The following is a 17,454-nucleotide window of genomic DNA, read 5'->3' as shown; positions in this document are numbered from 1 at the left end:
TCGACAATCGGCGGCAAAAATGCCGGTTTCATGAACAAGGGGCACAGCGCACTACGCGCGGCAGGTGCAATGCGGCCAGGTAATGAGCGCGCGACCAGCAGGAATACTTGTTGCGCTCCGTCTGATCAGTTCTATTCCACGTGGGTAGTGGTCAGCGGGCAGTGAACTCGCCAAGAGTTCGGCGCTACCCGATGACCTGGCAGGTTTAGTTCGCATACCGGCTGTAAGTGCCGAGAAATACCTGAGTACCACTCATCATTGAGGCTTGAGGACAAGGCGTTGCGACCCCGACAACGACTCTGAACGGCGGTCCCCCTCGACGGAGCTACCTCCAAGGGCGGGATTCTGTCGCTATCCGCGATAGACATTGGCGCGGTGCCATGTGAAGTAGGGCTGCGAGCTGCTGCGGTGTGCTCCACAGGTACGTCCGTGCAGCTGGTTGAGGTGATCGCGCAGTCGGCCGCGGAGCCCGTCCTCGAACCAGGAGAGAACGCGACCGGTGTCGTCCACCGTGATGTGGCCGGATTCGAACAGGCTGTCGCAACCGAACCTGCAGGCCAGCATCGCCACGTTGGTCAGGTCGTTGCGCTCGTCGTCGGTGCACAACGACCGCTTCTTGATGTGGGCCGCAACAAGGAAGTCCCCTGGGTACTCGTGTCCGCACAAGTCGCAAGGTGCGTCGGTTCGGCCGCCGAGCAACAACCTGCGCAGTTCCCTCTGCTCCTTGCGGGTCGTGACCTGCGCACTGCCGTCGAGCACGGTGAACTTCCGGATACGCAGCGGGAACTTCGGTTCGTGCAACGTGACGATGGCTGGTCGGAGGGAGACGACTGTGCCGGGAATGGTTGCCAGCACAGCTCCGACGAACGACGAACGGTGTCCGAGCTCGCCGACGCTCACGGGTACCGACCCTTGCGCGTGCAGCTTCTCCAGGCCGGCCTCGACATCGCGAACATCGACCCATTGTCCCTGCGGCGACCGTTCGGTGGTCACTCGTACCTGCTTCTGGTTCACCTCGACGATGGTGTTCACGCTGCCGGTCACCGTCTCAATGGGATCTCCGATGAGCGAGCGCAGCAAAGCCAACGCGTCCGGTGCCTTGCCACGGTTCGATGGTTTTGCCAGCTCCGCAGCCAGACGGTCGGCGTCGTCGGCGGCGTATCCAGGCACTCGCAGCCTGAGCCGGATCTGCTTGGTGGCGTTGCCGTCCGGGTTCTTGCCGATCTTTCCCTGTGCGCGGCCCAGCTTCTTGCGCAGCGCCTCGATGCCAGGCGTCGTCACCAGCACGACCGGCGACTCGACGATCGTGCGTTGCGGCTCGGGCAGATGCTTGACCGGGGTGGAGTCCACGACTCCGCTTTCCAGTACTGCGCCGCGCTCGCGAAGGCGGTGGAGCAGCAGTTCCAGGGCGAGGTTGTACTGGTGGTTGCGGCCGTGCGGACTTCCGTTGACCTTTCCGCCTGCACTCTTCATGACCAACGCGAGGTGGTCGCCGTCCGGCTCGATCTCGAACTCCGCGTTGAGCACGGCACCGGCGTCGTCTGTTGCGCGCATGCCTCCATCATCGCCGCCCGCTGCGACCGAGTTACCGCAAGCATGCGCTGGCCGAGCTTGGCCGAGGCCTCTGCCACGGCTGCTGGTCAAGGAGCTCGAGTGTCCGGTGCGAAGCTTGTGCGCGATCTCGTCGTTGGAGTTGCCCGCGACGACGAGGCCGGCAACGCGGTACTCGTGCGGTGTCAGGGGAAGACCGCTCGAACGCGGCACCTGCGGCAGTGCGTCGGACCGGCTCACGGCCTCCGTCGGGAGGTCTGCGAGTCTCCTGAGCACTGAGGCGGCGCCACAGTGCTCGGCGATCGCCTTCGCTGCGGCGAGGTCTTGCCGCGCGGGATCGCGTTGACCCTGCTTCCACCGCGTGGCACCGAGCTCCAGCAGCACACCCGCCCGCAGCAACCGAGCCGAAGACCCGAGGAGGACCGAATCCGCCTCCATCAGCCGGGAACGGCGGCCGCGCCTCCTGTCGCGACGCCCACGGTAAGCAGCGCGCGTCCGATGGCTGTGGGCGCGGTCCATTGGCGTGCCAGCTTCAGCTCCTGCAGCGCCAGGAACGGAACGCCGGGTTGCAGGCGCCCAGTGCACCTGACGGTGCGGTGCGGAAACGTTGCCCCCGTGGTCGAGCGCGTGCATGGTCGCCGGTCTGCAGGCCTGGTGACCCAGTTCCGCGGGGCCCTGCCATTGCACTGCACCGCCGCGGGCAAAGGTTCTCCTCGCGGGTTCGGACCTGCCGGAGCGACTCAGGCGTGGTGCAGAAGGTGATCACCAGCGATCTGCTCCAGCACGAGGCGGTCGTCATCCCGGCTCGATGACGACCGCCACGCCGCTGCAACGGATCGATCAGTAGATCCGAACGCCGTAAGCGTTCAGTGCTTCGACGATGGGCTGGAAGAACGTCTGCCCGCCGCTCGTGCAGTTACCGCTGCCGCCCGAGGTGAGCCCAAGCGCGGTGTTGCCGGCGAACAGCGCACCGCCACTGTCACCGCCCTCGGCGCACACGGTGGTGGCGATCATCCCGGTGACCGTGGTGCCGTCGCTGTAGTTCACCGTCACGTTCAGGGCTGTGACCTTGCCGGTGCGGAACCCCGTGGTGCTGCCGCTGCGGCCGACGGTCTGGCCGACGTAGGCGTTGCCGGCACCGGAGATGTCGCGCTGGGTACCGTTGTACAGGTTCACCGCGCCGGGCCGGGCGATCGAACTGGTGTAGCGGATGAGTGCGTAGTCGTTGCCGGGGAAGCTGCTGCCCGCGCGCGTGCCGATGACCTGCCCGCCCGCCGCGGACCAGGTGACGGCCGCGTTCGCGCAGTGGCCCGCGGTCAGGAAGTAGGCCTCGCTGGTGCCGGGGCGGTTGACGTTGAATCCGAGCGAGCACCGGTACGGGCCACCGTAGATGGCGTCGCCGCCAGTGATCGTCGTGCGCAGCGTGCCGGGCAGCCGTTCGAGCCGGGCGGTGTCACCCAGTTTTGCCAGCACGGCTTGCAGTTGAGCCAGCTTCGTGCCGGTCACGGTGCTGTCCGCGGACACCCGAACCCGGTTGGTCACCGGGTCGGTCGACCAGGAAGTGCCGGGGATGGTCGCCTCGCGCCTCAGCATGTCGGTCGCGGCTTGCAGGACCGCCGCGCTGCGGGTGACGAACCTGGGTGTGGCGTGGGCGGCGTCCGATGCCAGCGCCGTCGTCGGTGTGATCACGGCGCCGAGCAGCAAGGCCACCGCGGCCAGAAGGATTCGGAGAGTAGAGGTCATCACGGTTTCTCCTTGGTACAGGTAACATGCCGCTCCGGCATGCCAAGGAACTTCGTGTTGAACAGCCGCTGTGAGAGCGCGACCACGGCGGAGTGTACGTCGCGAACGCGATGACACGCTCTGACAACTATTAGTGTTATTAGGTGCTTTGTGGACGGACGGCCCACTAAAGGTTGTCACGTGGTCGAAGCCGGCGTCAGATGATACGAGCGGCGTGGATACCTGACACCCTGTCATGATCAGTCCGGCCACTCCCAGTTGATGCCGATCACACCGGAATTCATGCCGCTTGTCGCCACGTGCACTGCGTGGTGGGCGTTGAGCAGCAATTCGTTCAGCCGGTGCTGGTCGACGTAGAGGTCGGCGCGGAAGTAGCTGTGCACCCGTGAAGGCAGCGCGTCCGGATGGAACCGCACCTCCATCAGACAGGTGCCTTCTGGCCGGCGGAACGCGTGCGCGAAGTCGGTCTCGGCCTCGGAGGTGGTGGTGTCGTGCAGCTCGTACTCCCACACCCACGTCTCGTCGGCCTGAAGTCGTTGCCCGAAAAGCAGTTCAGCGGCCAGCACCCGTCCTTCCGGGTGGCGCAGCAGTCGCCCGACCGCACAGTTGCGCACCGGTACGACACGGACACGATCGATCGCACAGCCCGGTGCGCCGAAGTAACGCACCACAGCTCTGTCGACCTCGTCTCGGCGGGCGCGGGCAAGGCTGCGCACGGTGATGCGTGACGGGCTGCGATGTGCGTCCACGTGTGCCGCGTGCTCGGAGGTGATCACCTCCAGGTTCCAGTCCCGTGCACCGGGGAGCGCGTCGAGCAGTTCGCCCATCGGTCCGTGGTACTCGTCCACGCCCTGCTGTGGCCGGAACGGCGTCAGGTGATGAGTGGCGAGGAGACCCGTCAGCGCGTGGCGAGGCAGGCCGAGGATCTCTTCCAGCACAGCGATGGCGCGCAACGAGTTCGGGCGTCGTGGCCACGCCCGGCCGTGCTGCCAGTCGCTGAGACTGGCCAGTCCGATCTGGATCCCGCGCTCGGCCAGCCGCGACCGCAGCCGGTCGAGTGGAAGCCCGCGCTCGCGGATCGCCGTGCGCAACACGAGATGAAATGGTCCGGTCATCGCGCTCCTCGCCGGGTTCACCCTACGACGGGGCGCCACGAGAGGTCCAGACCATCACGGGTGGGGGGCGCATCGTATTCAGAAGCGGCGCGTCCGGTTAGCCCATTCGCAGCGCCGAAGTTTCGGACTTAGATCCGGCGATTTCGGCCGGTGGACGATTCAGGGAATTCTCCTTCGACCCCAACGAACGTGAGGTTCCCCCATGCGAGGAATGGTCAAGGGTCTGCCGGTGGCGGTCGCCGTCCTGATCCTGGCGGGATCGGCGGTCACGTCGGCGACGGCACAGCCCGACCCGCTGACGCCGAACATCATCGGCGGTGTGGACGCCACCGAGAACTACAGCTTCATGGCCTCGATGCAGGGCAACTCCGGCGGCCACTTCTGCGGTGGCGCTCTGATCCGGCCCACCTGGGTGCTGACGGCCGAGCACTGCATGGCCGGCGAGGTCCCAAGCGGTGTGCAGATCAGGATCGGCAGCAACAACCGCAACTCCGGCGGCACGGTGGCCAAGGTCAGGCGCTGGGTGAACCACGGCAACGCGGACACCTCGCTCGTCGAGCTGACCGCTCCGGTCAGCCAGCAGCCGATCTCCATCGCACCGGTCGTCGCACCGGGCTCGACGGTGCGGCTGCTCGGCTGGGGTGCCACGACGTGCAATCCCGGCGGCGGCTGCGGTGGCGCGCCGACCAACCTCAGGCAGGTCGATGTCCCTGTGCTGTCCGACAGCGCGTGTGGCACCGATCAGTGGACGATCTGCCTGGACAACAAGGACGGCAAGAGCGCCTGCTACGGCGACTCGGGCGGACCGCTGCTGGTGGGAACGCCTGGCAACTGGCGGCTCGGCGGTGACACGTCCGGTGGCCCGGCTGTCTGCGGCACGGCGCGCTTCTACTACGCCGAGCCCCAGGGCAGCGTGAACACGTGGATCAACAGCGTCGCCGGCCCTGACGCTCCGCCTGTGGGCAACAACCTCGCACTGAACAAACCCGCCACAGGCTCAGCTGCCTGCAACGCGAACGAAGGCGTCGCGAAGGCCGTGAACGGCAGCGTTTCCGGTGGCAACAGCGACAAGTGGTGTTCGGTCGCCGGGACGAAGTCGCTGCAGGTGGACCTCGGCTCCGGCCACGCGCTGAAGAAACTGGTCGTCAAGCACGCGAGCGCGGGCGGTGAGTCAGCGACCTTCGACACCAGGGACTTCGACCTGGCGGTGTCGGCCGACGGCACCACCTGGACGACGGTGGCGGCGGTCCGCGGCAACACCAGCGGTACGACCGAGCACGCGATCAACAACACTGCACGGCACGTCCGCCTCACCGTGATCACGGGTGCGCAGTCGGGTGCGAACGTCGCCCGCGTCTACGAGTTCGAGGCCTACGCCTAATGATCCTCGCCGTGCTGGCGGCTGTACCGGAGACACTGCCGGTCGAGCGGCGGCACGGCGGCGGCCTGCGGGCGTTCGTGACCAGCGGACGGCAGGTGCTGCGGCAGCGCCGCTACATCGGTTACGTGCTGGTCAGTGGGGCAGCGATGGGTGCCGTGTTCGCCTACGTGGCGACGTCGGCGTTCGTGCTGCAATCGATGAACGGAATGTCCCCGGTCGTGTACTCGGCCGACTTCGCCGCCAACGCCGCCGGCATGACGGCCGCCGCGCTGATCGCCGCCCGGCTCGCCGGCGTGGCGATGCTCGCCGGTGCGCTGTGGTGGGACACCCCACTGCTGCTTGCGATTGTCTGCTTCGCCGTGCTCATGACCGCGCAGGGCCTCATCGGCCCCAACGGTGGCGCACTCGCCTCCGCGGAGGTCCCCGAGCACCCCGGCACCGGCTCGGCGGTTCTCGGCTTCGTCCAGTGGATCGCCGCCGGCGTCATCGCCCCGATCGCCGGGCTCGGCGGCGAGCACACCGCGGTGCCGATGGCCTTGCTGATGATCACGTGCGTCGCGCTGTCCATGGTGGGCCTGCTCATCCTCGCCCCGACCCGCGAAGACGTCCCCCGCATCAATGGCGCGCTCGCCTGAGCAGCCACCGCTGCGACACCACTGACCGTCGCGTTCTTTTCCACCAATCGAATCTGAGGTTCATTTCATGGAACGCCGCAAAGTGCTCGGGCTGTTCGCTGCGACCGCCGCCTCCTTCACGGCTCTGCCCTCTCTCGGTGCGGGGTCCAGCCTCGCCGAAGACGCGACAGGACAGGGCAAGGGCGGCTACACCTTCGCGCTGGACAAGAACGTCAAGCGGACCTCGGTGCGGTTCAGGAACCGCTACGGCATCCAGGTCGCCGGCGACCTCTACGTGCCGAAGAACGCCACGGGCAAGCTGCCAGCCCTGGTGGTCAGCGGACCGTTCGGCGCGGTCAAGGAACAGTCCTCAGGCCTCTACTCCAACGAGTTCGCCCGCCGCGGCTACGTCGCCTCGCCTTCGACCCCGCCTGCACTGGGGGAGAGCGGCGGCACGGTGCGCGACGTGGCCTCGCCCGACATCTACACCGAGGACTACAGCGCCGCCGTCGACTTCCTCGGCCTGCAGAAGATCGTCGACCGCGAGCGGATCGGCGTGCAGGCAATCTGCGGCTTGAGCGGTATGGCGCTCACCGCGGCGGCCGCGGACAGCCGTATCAAGGCGGTCGCCACGACCTCGATGTACGACATGTCGCGCAGCATGTCCTGCGGCCACCAGGACTTCTACACGCGTGAGCAGCGCCAGAAGGTCGTGGACCACCTCAGCCGGCAGCGCTGGATCGACGCCGAGAACGGCACATACGCGCGGCTCTCCCACGAGGTCCCCTTCGACGAGAACGGCAACGTCGCCCCCACGAACCTCGTCCTGCCCAAGACCCTCCCGCCGGACGCCGACCCGATCACGAGGATCTTCTTCGACTACTACCGCACCGAGCGTGGCTACCACCCGCGCTCGATCAACTCCACCACCGCGTGGACCGCTACCACGCCGATGTCGTTCTTCGCCTTCCCGCTGATGACCAACATCGACATGTTGGCGCCCCGCAAGGCCCTTCTGGTGGCCGGTGCCGACGCGCACTCCCGCTACTACTCCGAGGACGTCCAGGCGAAGGTCCCCGGCGCCGTCGATCTCGTGATCGTCCCGGGCACGGACCACGTCGACCTGTACGACCGCAAGGACCTCATTCCCTTCGACAGGCTCGACGAGTTCTTCACCACGAACCTCGCCTGACCGCCCCCACAGCGGAAGTGGTCCTCTCGGGAACTGTCGCGACGGCCACCTCGCCGCTCTGCCGACGAGGTGGAGACACTCACCGGCCCGTCGGGTGACAGGCCGGTCCCGGTGGGGAGGGGTCAGCGGTTCAGGTGGCCGGCGATGGTGGCGCCGATCTCGGCCATGGGGACGGGGTGGGTCATGTCTCCGTGGGTGGCGGTGACGGGGTGGACGTGGAGAGTGCCGGTGATGTGGGGGGCCCACGCGTCGGGGTGGGGTGAGGAGTCGGTGCGGCCCTCGGTGGCCAGGAAGAACAGGGCGTCGCCACGGTAGGCGGCCGTGGGGGTGTGCGTGTCGGAGAGGTGGCGGTTGTGGGCGAAGACGGAGGGGAGGGCGGCCACGGCGCGGGCGCCGAGGACGGGGACGAGGTCGTCGAGGGAGGTTCGGCCCAGGGAGGCCAGGAGGTCCGTGGTGGGGTCGGGGGCTGAGGGCATGGCGATCACCGGGTCGGGGGCAGGGGGCATGGCGATCACCGGGTCTGCGGGGGTGCCGGGGTAGCCGTCGAGGAGGGCCAGGAAGGCCACCTCCGCGTTCTCGGCCTGGAGGCGGGTGGCGATGGCGTGGGCGACCTGGGCGCCGAAGGACCAGCCCAGGAGGTGGTAGGGACCCTCGGGCTGGATGGCGCGGATCTCCGCCAGGTAGTCCTTGACCATCTCCTCCAAGGTGCCGGTCCAGGCTTCGGTGAGTGCACGGGACTGGAGGGCGTGGACGGGGCGGTCGTCGAGATGGCGGAGCAGTCCTGAGTAGACCCAGCCGATGCCCGCTGCGGGGTGAACGCAGAACAGGGGTGCCCTGGAACCGTTGGCGCGCAACGGGAGCAGGACGTTGAGGGGGTCGGTGTCGGTCTCGTCGAGGCGGGTGGCCAGTCCCGCGGGGGTGGGGGCGTCGAAGACGGCGCGGATGGTGGTGCGCACGCCCAGGGCGCGGTGGACGCGGTCGACCAGGCGGGTGGCGAGCAGGGAGTGGCCGCCCAGGTCGAAGAAGTCGTCGTCCACGCCGACGGAGTCCAGGCCGAGGACGTCGGCGAACACGGCGCAGAGGACGCGTTCGCGGTGGTCGCGCGGCGGGCGGGTGGGGGCGCGGGTGAAGTCGGGGGCGGGCAGGGCCCTGCGGTCGAGTTTGCCTGACGGGCTCAGGGGCAGTTCCGTCAAGGCGACGACGGCCGCGGGGACCATGGCCTCGGGCAGCGACCGCGCCGCGAACTCGCGCACGGAGGCCGCGTCGAAACCGGCTGACTCAGCGGGGACGGCGTAGACGACCAGGCGTTTGTCGCCAGGGCGGTCCTCGCGGACCACCGCGGCGGCCTGGGCCACCGACGGGTGCGCGGAGACGGCGGCGGCGACCTCACCCAGTTCGATCCGGACGCCGCGGATCTTGACCTGGTCGTCGGTACGGCCCAGGTACTCCAGCACACCGCCGGAGTGCCAGCGGACCAGGTCACCTGTGCGGTACATCCGCTCGCCGGGGCGGTGGGGGTTGGGGACGAAGCGCCGGCCGGTGGTGGCGGGGCGGTTGAGGTAGCCGGTGGCCAGCTGGGTGCCGGAGAGGTAGAGCTCGCCGGTCGCGCCGGCGGGCACCGGGGACAGGGCCGGGTCGAGGACATAGACCTGGGTGTTCCACACCGGACGTCCGATGGGGACGGACGGGGTCGGGTCGTGCCGGAAGCGTTGCCAGGTCACGTCCACGGACGCCTCGGTGGGGCCGTAGAGGTTGTCGAGGTGGGCGGTGAAGCCCGCCGCGAAGCGCTCGGCGAGGGGGGTGGGCAGAGCCTCGCCGCTGCAGACGACCTGGCGCAGGCCCGGACAGCGGCCGGGGGCGACGGAGGCGGTGAAGACCTCCAGCATCGACGGGACGAAGTGGGCGACGGTGACGCCGGTGCTCTCGATCAGGCCGGCCAGGTAGGCGGGGTCCTTGTGGCCCTCGGGTTTCGCCACGACCAGGACCGCGCCGGTGATCAGCGGCCAGAAGAACTCCCACACCGACACGTCGAAGCTCGACGGGGTCTTCTGCAGGACGCGGTCCGACGGGGTGAGGTGGTAGCGGTCCTGCATCCACAGCAGGCGGTTCACGATGCCGGATTGGGGGACGACCACGCCCTTGGGCTTGCCGGTGGAGCCGGAGGTGTAGATGACGTACGCCGCGTCGTCCGGGGTCGCCGACGGCAGTGGGGTGTCCTCGGCGACCGCGGGCAGGGCGGCCAGCGACTCCGGCGTGAGGACCAGCACCGGTGCGGCGTCGGCGACCATGTGCGCCACCCGGTCGGCCGGGTAGCCGGGGTCGACGGGCAGGTAGGCCGCGCCCGTCTTGTGCACGGCGTACAGCGCGATGATCAGGTCCAGCGAGCGCGGCAGCGCTACGCCGACCGTGCGGCCCGGGGCGGCCCCCGCGCGGTGCAGGGCGCCGGCCAGGTCGGTGGCGCGGTCGTCCAGTTCGGCGTACGTGAGGCCTGTCCCGTCGAACTCGACGGCCGGGGCGTGCGGGGTGCGGGCGACCTGGGCGGCGAAGAGTGCGGGCAGGGTCGTGGCGGGCACGTCGGCGTCGGTGTCGTTCCAGTCCCTGAGGATCAGCGTGCGCTCGGCCGGGTCGAGGACGTCGATCTCGCGGGTGCGCAGGCCGGGGTCGGCGGCGACGGCGGCCAGCACGCGGACGAACCGGTCGGCCAGGCTCTGGGCGGTGGCCGCGTCGAACAGGTCGGCGGCGTAGGCCAGGGAGCCGTCCAGCCCTCCGCCGGGCGCCTCGGCGAAACCCAGGCCCAGGTCGAACTTGACGCTCTCCGCGCCGATCTCGTGCTCGGCGACCGCCAGGCCCGGCAGGGACAGGTCGGCCTGGCCGGTGTTCTGCAGCACCAGCGAGACCTGGAACAGCGGGTGCCTGGCCAGGGACCTGGCCGGGTTCAGTTCCTGCACGAGCCGTTCGAACGGCACGTCCTGGTGCTCGAACGCCTTCAGGTCGGTCTCACGGACTCTGGCGAGCAGGTCGGTGAAGGTGGGGTCGCCCGTGGTGTCGACGCGCAGCACGAGGGTGTTGACGAAGAACCCGACGACGTCGTCGAGGGCACGGTCCGCGCGGCCGGCGACCGGCGTGCCGATCGGGATGTCGGTGCCCGCGCCGACGCGGTGGAGCAGGGTGGCGAGCGCGGCCTGCAGGACCATGAACAGCGTCACCCGGTGGTCCCTGGCCAGCTCCAGCAGCCGGGCGTGCAGGGCGGCGCCGATCTCGACGGGCACCGTGCCGCCCCGGTGGGTGGCGACGGCGGGGCGGGGGCGGTCCGCGGGCAGCGCCAGTTCGTCCGGCAGGCCCGCGAGCGCGCCGCGCCAGTGCTCGACCTGGCCGGCCAGCAGGGAGTCGAGCAGGTCGCGCTGCCACAGGGTGTAGTCGGCGTACTGCACCGGCAGCGGCGCCCAGCCGGGCTCGGCGCCCGCCAGCCGCGCGGTGTAGGCGGTGCGCAGGTCGCGGACCAGCGGGCCCAGGGACGCGCCGTCGACGGCGATGTGGTGCAGCAGCAGGAGGAGCACATGCTTGTCAGGGCCGGTGACGAACAAAGTGGTGCGTATCGGCGCGTCGACGGCGAGGTCGAACTCCTGGCGGGCGGCGTCGGCGAGCGCGGCGTCGAGGTCGGCGTGGCCGACGACCTCCAGGGCGGGCCGCCACTCGTCGAGCACGAGCTGGCAGGGGGTGCCGTCGACCTCGGGGAAGACGGTGCGCAGCGCCTCGTGCCTGCCGACCACGTCGTGCAGGGCGGCCTCGAGCGCGACGCGGTCCAGCGCGCCGGTCAGGCGCAGTGCGTACGGGACGGCGTAGCCCCCGCCCTGGTTCTCCAAGCGGTTGAGGAACCACAGCCGGGACTGGGCGGGCGACAGGGGCAGCACCCGCGGCCGGGTGCCCGCGACCAGGGGCGGGCGGACGGGCCTGCCCTCGGAGCGGTCGACGGCGGCGGCGACACCCTCGACGGTGGGGGTGGCGAACAGGTCGGCCAGCGCGAGTTCCGCGCCGAAGGTGGCGCGGACGCGGGCGATGAGCTTGGCCGCCAGCAGCGAGTGGCCGCCGAGGTCGAAGAAGCTGTCGCGGACCCCGACGCTCTCGATGCCGAGGAGCTCGCCGTAGAGCCCGCAGAGGATCTCCTCACGGGCCGTGCGCGGCCTGGCCTGGTCGGCGGTGGCCTCGGCCGAAGGGGCCGGTAGGGCGCGGCGGTCGAGTTTGCCGTTGGGGGTCAGCGGCAGGGCGTCGAGCACGACGAACGCGCCGGGCACGAGGTAGTCGGGCAGCGCGGCGGCGGCGTGCTCGCGGACCCCGGCGGTGTCGAGCGCGCCGTCGGCGGGCACCAGGTAGGCGACCAGGCGCTTGTCGCCGGGCCGGTCCTCGCGGACGACGACGGCGGCCTGGGCGACGGCGGGGTGGCGGGTGAGCACCGCGCCGACCTCGCCCGGCTCCACCCGGAAGCCGCGGATCTTGACCTGGTCGTCGGTGCGGCCGACGTACTCGAGCACGCCGTCGGCGCTCCAGCGGCCCAGGTCGCCGGTGCGGTACATGCGCTCGCCGGGGCCGTCGAACGGGCTGGTGAGGAACCGGCCCGCAGTGAGGCCTGACTCGCCGAGGTAACCCTCGGCGAGTCCGAGGCCGGACAGGTAGACCTCGCCGATGACACCGGGCGGCACCGGCTGGAGAGCGGCGTCGAGCACGTGCGTGCGCTTGTTGACGAGGGAACGGCCGATCGGGACCGACCGGCCGAGCGCATCGGCCGGCGCCAGGACGTGACTGGTGCCGATGATCATGTTCTCCACCGGGCCGTAGCCGTTGACCAGGCGCACGTGCGGGTGGCGGCGCAGCAGCTCGCCGACGTGGCGGGTCGAGGCGGCCTCACCGCCCGTCATCACCTGGCGCAGCCCGGCGAAGACCTCCGGGTGCTCGTCGACGAGGTAGTTGAACAGGCTGGCCGACAGGTAGGCGGTGGTGATGGCGTGCCGGGGGATGAGCCGGGCGACGACCGCCGGTTCCGGACGCGACCCGGGGTGCAGCACGCAGGCGGCCCCCGACAGCAGCGGTCCGAACAGCTCCAGCACGAACGCGTCCCACGACGCCGGCGAGCACTGGAGCCACACCTGCTCCGGGCCGAAGTCGAGGAACGACTGCGACAGCAGGCTGGCCACGATCGAGCGGTGCGAGCCCAGGATCCCCTTGGGACGCCCGGTGGAGCCCGAGGTGAACATGACGCAGGCCGCGTCCGTGGGTGCGCCGGGAACCTCGACCGGCGCGGCGGACAGCCCGGCGGCCGCCGCCATCCGTTCAGCGGTGACGGTCTCGGTGACGCCGGCCTCGGCGCAGATCTCGCGGACGCGTTCGGCGGGCAGTGCGGGGTCGAGCACGGTGTAGGCCGCGCCCGCCTTGAGCACACCGAGCACGGCGGCGACGAGGTCGACGCCGCGCTCCAGCGCGATGCCGACGACGTCCCCACGCCGCACGCCGCAGTCGCGCAGGTGGCGGGCGACGCGGTTCGACCGCTCGTCCAGCTCGCGGTAGCTGGTCCTGGCGTCGTCGGTGATCAGCGCGACGGCCTCGGGGTGGGCTGCGGCGCGGGCGGCGAACAGGGCGTGCGCGGTCTCGTCCGGGAAGGGCGCGTCGGTGTCGTTCCACTCGTGCAGCACCAACGCGTTGTCGGCGGGGCCGAGCACGGGCAGGCGGTCGACGGCCCGGCCGGGGTCGGCGGCGACGGCGGTCAGGACCAGGGTGAGAGCACTGAGCAGACGGCGCGCGGTGGCCGGGTCGAACAGGTCGGTGCTGAACTCCAGCGTGCAGTCCAGACCTCCGGCGCGGGGCTTCTCGTCGACGGTCAGGGTGAGGTCGAACTTGGCGTTGCCCTGCGCGCCGTCGGCGAGACGGACGTCGAGTCCGGTCAGGCGGGGACCGCCGGCGTCCTCGCCGCCGGTCAGCGACAGCGCCACCTGGAACAGGGGGTGGCGGGCGAGCACGCGCGGCGGGTTGAGCTCCTTGACCAGCCGGTCGAAGGGCACGTCGGCGGCGGCGTAGGCGGCCAGGTCGGTCTCCCGGACGCGGGCGACCAGATCGGTGAAGGCGGGCCCGCCGCCGGTGTCCACGCGCAGCACCAGGGAGTTGACGAAGAATCCGACCAGGTCGTCGAGGACCTCGTCGGCGCGGCCCGCGACGGGGGTGCCGACGACGATGTCGGTGCCCGCGCCCATGCGGGTCAGCGTGGCGGCGAGGGCGGCGTGCACGACCATGAACAGCGTTGCCTGGTTGGCGCGGGCCAGTGCGGTCAGGGCGGCGTGGGTGCCGGCGTCGACCTGGGCGGTGACGGCGTCCTTGGCGTGGGCCGGATCGGCCGGGCGGGACCGGTCGTAGGGCAGGGACAGCTCCTCGGGCAGGCCGTCCAGCGCGGCCTTCCAGTAGTTCACGCGGCCGTCGAGGTCCAGTTCCCGCTGCCAGAGGGTGTAGTCGGTGTACTGCACCGGCAGCGGCGCCCAGCCGGGTGCGCGGCCTGCCAGCCTGGCCTCGTAGGCGGTGCCCAGGTCGCGCAGCAGCGGACCGCTCGACACGCCGTCGCCCGCGATGTGGTGCAGGGCGAGCACGAGCACCGACTCGGTGTCGCTTGTGGACAGCAGGGTGGCCCGCAGCGGGAGATCGGCGGCGAGGTCGAAGGGCGCGCGGGCGGCCTCGTCGACGAGCCGGTCGAGGTCGGCGGCCGAGCACCGGTGCGCGGTGAGCACGTCGCCGAACTCGGCGAGGACGTGCTGGCGCGGCTGCCCGTCGACGGCGGGGAACACCGTGCGCAGGCTCTCGTGCCGGGTGACGACGTCGCGCAGGGCGGCGGCGAGGGCGGGCACGTCGACGCGCCCGTTCAGGTGCAGGGTCAACGGGATGGTGTAGGCGCGGTCCTGGCCGCTCACGCCCGCGAGGAACCACAGGCCCTGCTGAGCGGGGGAGAGCGGTACCGTCTCCGGGCGCGGGCGGGCCACCAGCGGCGGGTGTGCCGTGCCCGAGGCCTTGTCGAGGGCGGCGGCGACCCCGGCGACGGTGGGCGAGCGGAAGAAGACGCGCAGGCCCGGTTCGAGGCCCAGCGCCGCGCGGACGCGGCTGATCAGCCGCGTCGCGAGCAGGGAATGCCCGCCCAGGGCGAAGAACCCGTCGTGGACGCCGACCGACTCCAGGCCGAGCACGTCCGCGAACAGTCCACAAAGGATTCGTTCGCGCTCGTCGCGCGGTGCCCGGCGGACCGGTGCCTCCTCCTCGACCGGCGCCGGCGTCTCCGCGCGCACCGGTGCGGCGGGCGCGGCAGGCAGGCCCAGGCGGGACAGCGGGAGGTCCGGAGTGGACAGTGCGATGCCGAGCAGGCGGACCAGGGTGTCGCCGAGGTGCGCCGCGAACGCGCGGTCGAGCCGGTCGGCCGCGTACTCGAGCTGGCAGTCCATGCCGCCGTCGGCGCGGCGGGCGAACACCACGCTCAGGTCGAGCTTGGCCGCGGCGAGGTCGAGCGGTTCCGCGGCGACGGCGAGCCCGCCCAGCCGCGGCGGGGCCGTGTCCTCCTGGAGGACCAGCATGACCTGGTAGACGGGGTGCGCACTGGAGCCGCGGTCCACGCCGAGCCGCTCGACGACCCGCTCGAACGGCACGTCCTGGTGGGCGTAGGCGTCGAACGCGGTCTCCCTGGCCCGGCGCAGCAGCTCGCCGAAACCGGGGTCGCCGGAGAGGTCGGTGCGCAACGCGAGGGTGTTGCCGAAGAAGCCGACCAGGTCGTCCAGCGCGGGGTCCTGCCGGCCCGACACCGGTGTGCCCAGCACGACGTCCGGCCCGGCGCCGTTCAGGCCCAGCACGGCGCTGACCGCCGCCTGCAGGCCGACGAACGGGGTGCAGCCCGCCGCACGGACCGCGTCGGCCAGTCGCGCGCAGAGATCTGCGGGCAGTTCCACCTCGACGATCCCGGCGCCCGTGCCCTGACCGTCGGCGGGCAACGAGATCCGCTCGGGCAGGCCTGCCAGCCTGTTCGTCCAGTACGCCAGTTGCTCGGCGAGCAGGCTGTCCGGGTCGTCCTCGGCGCCGAGCACTTCGCGCTGCCACAGAGCGAAGTCGCCGTACTGGACCTCCAGTGGCGTCCAGTCCGGCGAGGTGCCTGCCGCACGGGCGGTGTAGGCGGTGTCGAGGTCGCGCAACAGCGGGCCGAACGAGCCGCCGTCGGCGGCGATGTGGTGCAGCAGCACCAGCAGCACGTGCTCGTCGGGCCCGGCCCGGAACAGCGTGGTGCGCAACGGGATCTCGGTGGCGAGGTCGAACGGCCGGGACGCCGCCGCGACCAGTGCCGCGGGCAGTTCGGCGTCGACGATCTCGAAGGGTGGGCTCGGGTCCTCGACGACGCGGTGCCCCGGTGTCCCGTCCACGACGGGGATGACCGTGCGCAGCACCTCGTGCCTGGCCGCCACGTCGGCGACGGCGGCGCGCAGGGCGGCGATGTCCAGAGGTCCGCGCAGCCGCAGGGCGACCGGGACGTTGTAGGCGGCTCCGGGACCGTCGAGCTGGTCGAGGAACCACAAGCGTTGCTGGCCGAACGACAGTGCGGACATGGGAGGCATTCCTTTCTAGGCTGGGATCCGCAGTGCGCGGGCGGCGGTGATGGGCCCGCCGAACGCGACCAGCGCGGTGACCGCCCAGGCGACCTCGGGCGAGGTGAGACCGGCGAGGGCGCCGGAGAGGGCGTAGGCGAAGGGGGCGCAGCCGATGCCCGCCAGCGCGAGCATCGCCATGGCGGTGCCGAGCCGGTCGGCAGGGGCGGCCTTCTGGTAGAGGGTGACCGCCGCGGGCCCGTTGAGGCCGGAGCAGACGCCGAGGGCCACGGACAGGACGGCCATCGCCGTCAGGGTCGGGGCGAACACCATCGCCACCAGCAGCACGCCGATGCCGACGCCGCTGCCCACCAGCCGAACCGACAGCGGTATCCGTTCGCCGACGACGGCGCTGATCCCCGCTCCGGCCAGCGCGCCGCCCGCCCAGCAGGCGATCACCAGGCCCACGGCGGAGACCTGCCAGCCGCGGTCGATCACGAGGACCGGCAGGCCGGGGTTCATCGGCCAGGCGAAGGCGAAGTCGAGGCACAGCGCGGAGAGGAACAGCAGACGCAGCTTGCGGTCGGAGCGCAGCAGCCGCAGCCCGTCACCGGTGCGCTTCCACATCGGCACCCCGCTCGGCGCCGCGGTCGGGGCGGAGATCTCCTTGGTGACCGGCGCCAGGCACAGCAACGCGACCACGCACCCCACCGTCACCACGCCCAGTGCGATCGGGAGCTGCCCCTCGGCCACGAGCCACGCGCCGAACGGCGACCCGATGATCGGCGCGAACCGGGCCACCATGGTGCGAATGGAGTTCGCCCTGCCGAGCTGGTCGCCCTCCACCATGCGCGGCATGAGCGTGCCGAAGGACGGCGTGCCCAGTCCCAGCAGCGCGCCTTCCAGCGCGGCCACCACGACGAGCAGCCACACCGACGGCGAGTTCAGCGCGAGCACCGTGGCCACGGCGAGCACCGCGATCCGCACGGACGTGGTGCGCAGCAGCACGACCCGCGGTCCCAGCGCGTCGCACAGCACCCCGCCGAAGATCATCGCCAGGGCGCGCGGCACCGACTCGGCCAGGGTGACCAGGGTGACGGCGGTGGTCCCGCCCATCTGGGCGGCCGCCCATACCGCGGCGATGAAGAACACCTGGTCACCGATCAGCGACACGCCCTGGCCGCCCAGGACGATGCCGACGCGGGTCCAGCCGGGCCTTCGGGGTGGGGACGGGCGTGCGTCGCTGACAGTCGTCTGGGACATGGGA

The 17,454-nt window shown here is 71.0% G+C and carries 8 protein-coding genes; 3 read left to right on the top strand and 5 right to left on the bottom strand.

Annotated elements, in window-relative coordinates; genetic code table 11:
- Positions 1 to 351: 351 nt before the first annotated feature.
- From IG04_RS43675 to IG04_RS0102515, 3 genes are all read right to left on the bottom strand, one after another.
- Positions 352 to 1,554: an HNH endonuclease gene (locus IG04_RS43675; protein ID WP_144065116.1), complete on the bottom strand. Its 1,203-nt coding sequence runs from the start codon at positions 1,552 to 1,554 to the stop codon at positions 352 to 354.
- Between the two features lie 837 nt (positions 1,555 to 2,391).
- Positions 2,392 to 3,294 carry a S1 family peptidase gene (locus tag IG04_RS0102520; RefSeq protein ID WP_030474858.1) on the bottom strand — a complete coding sequence of 301 codons (903 nt, stop codon included), beginning with the start codon at positions 3,292 to 3,294 and terminating at the stop codon, positions 2,392 to 2,394.
- A gap of 239 nt (positions 3,295 to 3,533) precedes the next feature.
- Positions 3,534 to 4,409, bottom strand: coding sequence for a hypothetical protein (locus tag IG04_RS0102515; RefSeq protein WP_144065115.1), 876 nt, complete (start codon positions 4,407 to 4,409; stop codon positions 3,534 to 3,536).
- A 202-nt stretch (positions 4,410 to 4,611) separates the two neighbouring features.
- Between IG04_RS0102515 and IG04_RS47590 the strand changes: the two genes are divergently transcribed.
- From IG04_RS47590 to IG04_RS0102500, 3 genes are all read left to right on the top strand, one after another.
- Complete coding sequence (locus IG04_RS47590) at positions 4,612 to 5,790, top strand: trypsin-like serine protease (RefSeq protein WP_084400766.1); 1,179 nt, start codon at positions 4,612 to 4,614, stop codon at positions 5,788 to 5,790.
- Between the two features lie 11 nt (positions 5,791 to 5,801).
- A complete protein-coding gene (locus tag IG04_RS0102505) occupies positions 5,802 to 6,425 on the top strand; it encodes an MFS transporter (protein WP_211257650.1) in 624 nt (207 codons plus the stop codon).
- Positions 6,426 to 6,492: 67 nt separating this feature from the next.
- Positions 6,493 to 7,596 carry an alpha/beta hydrolase gene (locus tag IG04_RS0102500; RefSeq protein WP_211257649.1) on the top strand — a complete coding sequence of 368 codons (1,104 nt, stop codon included), beginning with the start codon at positions 6,493 to 6,495 and terminating at the stop codon, positions 7,594 to 7,596.
- A gap of 122 nt (positions 7,597 to 7,718) precedes the next feature.
- Here IG04_RS0102500 and IG04_RS0102495 read toward each other — a convergent pair whose 3' ends face one another.
- Together IG04_RS0102495 and IG04_RS0102490 are read right to left on the bottom strand one after the other, a co-directional pair.
- The gene (locus tag IG04_RS0102495; protein ID WP_051768725.1) at positions 7,719 to 16,208 is read right to left on the bottom strand and encodes a non-ribosomal peptide synthetase; all 8,490 of its coding nucleotides are present in this window, start codon (positions 16,206 to 16,208) and stop codon (positions 7,719 to 7,721) included.
- 15 nt (positions 16,209 to 16,223) lie between these two features.
- The gene (locus IG04_RS0102490; protein ID WP_051768723.1) at positions 16,224 to 17,450 is read right to left on the bottom strand and encodes an MFS transporter; all 1,227 of its coding nucleotides are present in this window, start codon (positions 17,448 to 17,450) and stop codon (positions 16,224 to 16,226) included.
- Positions 17,451 to 17,454 lie beyond the last annotated feature (4 nt).

Origin of the sequence: Lentzea albidocapillata, from assembly GCF_000719115.1 — a bacterium.
Lineage (GTDB): Bacteria > Actinomycetota > Actinomycetes > Mycobacteriales > Pseudonocardiaceae > Lentzea > Lentzea albidocapillata.
This window is presented reverse-complemented; position numbering and strand designations above follow the sequence as displayed.